The sequence below is a fragment of the Phaeobacter sp. JH20_29 genome (assembly GCF_048056175.1).
GTDB lineage: Bacteria > Pseudomonadota > Alphaproteobacteria > Rhodobacterales > Rhodobacteraceae > Phaeobacter > Phaeobacter bryozoorum.
The window spans coordinates 2501-5608 of record NZ_JAYMWO010000024.1 but is presented as its reverse complement, the minus strand read 5'-3'; the positions used below and the strand labels follow the sequence as shown (position 1 = coordinate 5608).

2 rRNA genes (1 of these 2 running past the window's edge) are annotated in these 3108 nt (G+C 52.7%); both read right to left on the bottom strand.

The window, feature by feature from the left end:
- Positions 1-81: 81 nt before the first annotated feature.
- Positions 82-196: ribosomal RNA gene (rrf, locus tag VWZ85_RS20450) — 5S ribosomal RNA — on the bottom strand.
- A gap of 111 nt (positions 197-307) precedes the next feature.
- Positions 308-3108: ribosomal RNA gene (locus VWZ85_RS20445) — 23S ribosomal RNA — on the bottom strand; it runs 73 nt beyond the window's last position.

The window sequence follows — 3108 nt, the reverse complement described above, 5'->3', positions numbered from 1 at the left end:
GATTGAGCATTTATCCCTTCAGAGGGGTATATCTGAAGGTATTTTTTATTGTTATCGTTTAGAGTTTATGGATTTTACTAGGTTTGGCGGTGACCTACTCTCCCACGCCTTAAGACGCAGTACCATCGGCGCAACAGTGCTTAACTTCCGGGTTCGGGATGGGACCGGGTGTTTCACTTGCGCTATGACCACCAAACCGAGGAAAATCCATATTGACGATCTTTGTGAGAGATCGTCGAGATACAATCGCGATGAAGTCCAAGTTTGTTTTGCTTTTGGTTCATTGTGTCACTGCCTGTTACTGGAACAGATCAAGCCTATCGGGCGATTAGTACCGGTCAACTGAATGCATTGCTGCACTTACATCTCCGGCCTATTGACGAGGTGGTCTACCTCGGCCCTCAGGGATACCTTGTTTTGAGGGGGGCTTCCCGCTTAGATGCCTTCAGCGGTTATCCTGTCCGATCATAGCTACCCTGCACTGCTGCTGGCGCAACAACAGGTCCACCAGTGGATCGTTCACCCCGGTCCTCTCGTACTAGGGGCAACTCCTCTCAAGTATCCTACACCCACGGCAGATAGGGACCGAACTGTCTCACGACGTTCTAAACCCAGCTCACGTACCTCTTTAAACGGCGAACAGCCGTACCCTTGGGACCTGCTCCAGCCCCAGGATGAGATGAGCCGACATCGAGGTGCCAAACACTGCCGTCGATATGGACTCTTGGGCAGTATCAGCCTGTTATCCCCGGCGTACCTTTTATCCGTTGAGCGATGGCCCTCCCACTTGGGACCACCGGATCACTATGGCCGACTTTCGTCTCTGCTCGACTTGTCAGTCTCGCAGTCAGGCTGGCTTCTGCCATTGCACTCAACGAGCGATTTCCGACCGCTCTGAGCCAACCTTCGCGCGCCTCCGTTACGCTTTAGGAGGCGACCGCCCCAGTCAAACTACCCGCCACGCAGGGTCCCGGATCCGGATAACGGACCGCGGTTAGATATCAAGAGTGCGAAGGGTGGTATCTCAAGGGAGGCTCCACCGGAACTAGCGTTCCGGTTTCGATGCCTACCACCTATCCTGCACATCACAATCCTGATACCAGTGCGAAGCTGTAGTAAAGGTGCACGGGGTCTTTCCGTCTAACCGCGGGAAGCCTGCATCTTGACAGGCAATTCAATTTCGCTGAGTCGATGTTGGAGACAGCGGGGAAGTCGTTACGCCATTCGTGCAGGTCGGAACTTACCCGACAAGGAATTTCGCTACCTTAGGACCGTTATAGTTACGGCCGCCGTTTACCTGGGCTTCAATTCGGAGCTCTCACCCCTCCTTTTAACCTTCAGGCACCGGGCAGGCGTCAGACCCTATACGTCGTCTTGCGACTTCGCAGAGCCCTGTGTTTTTAATAAACAGTCGCCACCCCCTGGTTTGTGCCCCCAGCTCCAAGTTGCCTTGGAACCGGGCCTCCTTCTCGCGAACTTACGGAGGTATTTTGCCGAGTTCCTTCAACATCGTTCTCTCAAGCGCCTTGGTATTCTCTACCAGTCCACCTGTGTCGGTTTAGGGTACGGTCTCATGGAGGGCTATTTCCAGGGACTGATCAGCAGCCCATTCAATCCGATAAGGATGAACTACCTTCACAATCCGTCACATCCTCCTGGCCTAGGAATATTAACCTAGTTCCCATCGGCTACGCCTTTCGGCCTCGCCTTAGGGGCCGGCTTACCCTGCTCAGATTAGCTTTAAGCAGGAACCCTTGGACTTTCGGCGAGAGTGTCTCTCACACTCTTTGTCGCTACTCATGTCATCATTCTCGCTAGTGATCTCTCCACGGGATCGCTCACGCGCCCGCTTCATCGAAAGCTCCGTGCGTCCAAGACCTTCCAGAGGAAGGTTAAAGACGCATGGAACTATGTCACACTACGCTCTGCTACCATGCACTATGTGCATCCTAAGCTTCGGCTCATGGCTTGAGCCCCGTTACATCTTCGCCGCAGGACGTCTTAATTAGACCAGTGAGCTGTTACGCTATCTTTAAAGGATGGCTGCTTCTAAGCCAACCTCCTGGTTGTTTTGGACATCCCACCTGCTTTCCCACTTAGCCATGAATTAGGGGCCTTAGCTGTAGGTCAGGGTTGTTTCCCTCTCCACTACGGACGTTAGCATCCGCAGTGTGTCTGCCATCTAGTACTCCCGGGTATTCGGAGTTTGGTTAGGATCAGTAAGCCTGTGGGGCCCCATTACCCATCCAGTGCTCTACCCCCCGGGGTATTCGGATGACGCTCTACCTAAATAGATTTCGCAGAGAACCAGCTATCTCCGAGTTTGATTGGCCTTTCACCCCTAGGCACAGCTCATCCCGATCCTTTTCAACGGATGTGGGTTCGGTCCTCCAGTGCATGTTACTGCACCTTCAACCTGGCCATGCCTAGATCACTCGGTTTCGGGTCTGATCCCACGAACTCATGCGCCCTATTAAGACTCGCTTTCGCTGCGCCTACACCTAACGGCTTAAGCTTGCTCGTGAGACCAAGTCGATGACCCATTATACAAAAGGTACGCTGTCAGCCCTCAAGGGGCCTCCAACTGATTGTAGGCGTTCGGTTTCAGGTACTGTTTCACTCCCCTCGTCGGGGTGCTTTTCACCTTTCCCTCACGGTACTGGTTCGCTATCGGTCAGTAAGGAGTACTTAGCCTTCGAAGGTGGTCCTCCGATCTTCAGACAGGATTTCACGTGTCCCGCCCTACTTAATACGTCCTATCATGCTTCATATACGGGGCTATCACCCACTATGGCTGTGCTTCCCAACACATTCTATTCACACTCAAGGCTCGGCTGGTCCCCGTTCGCTCGCCGCTACTAGGGGAGTATCATATTGATGTCCTTTCCTCCGGGTACTTAGATGTTTCAGTTCCCCGGGTTTGCTCTTAAAACCCTATGTATTCAGGTCTTAAGTACCTGATTAAGCTCATTATTGATGTCCTACCGCTTTGCTACTTGAGGACAGGCCTCTCATAGCAGACTGCAGGGTCACAATAACAAACTGTCAGGTGGGTTCCCCCATTCGGAAATTCATGGATCAAAGCCTATTCTCAGCTCCCCATGACTT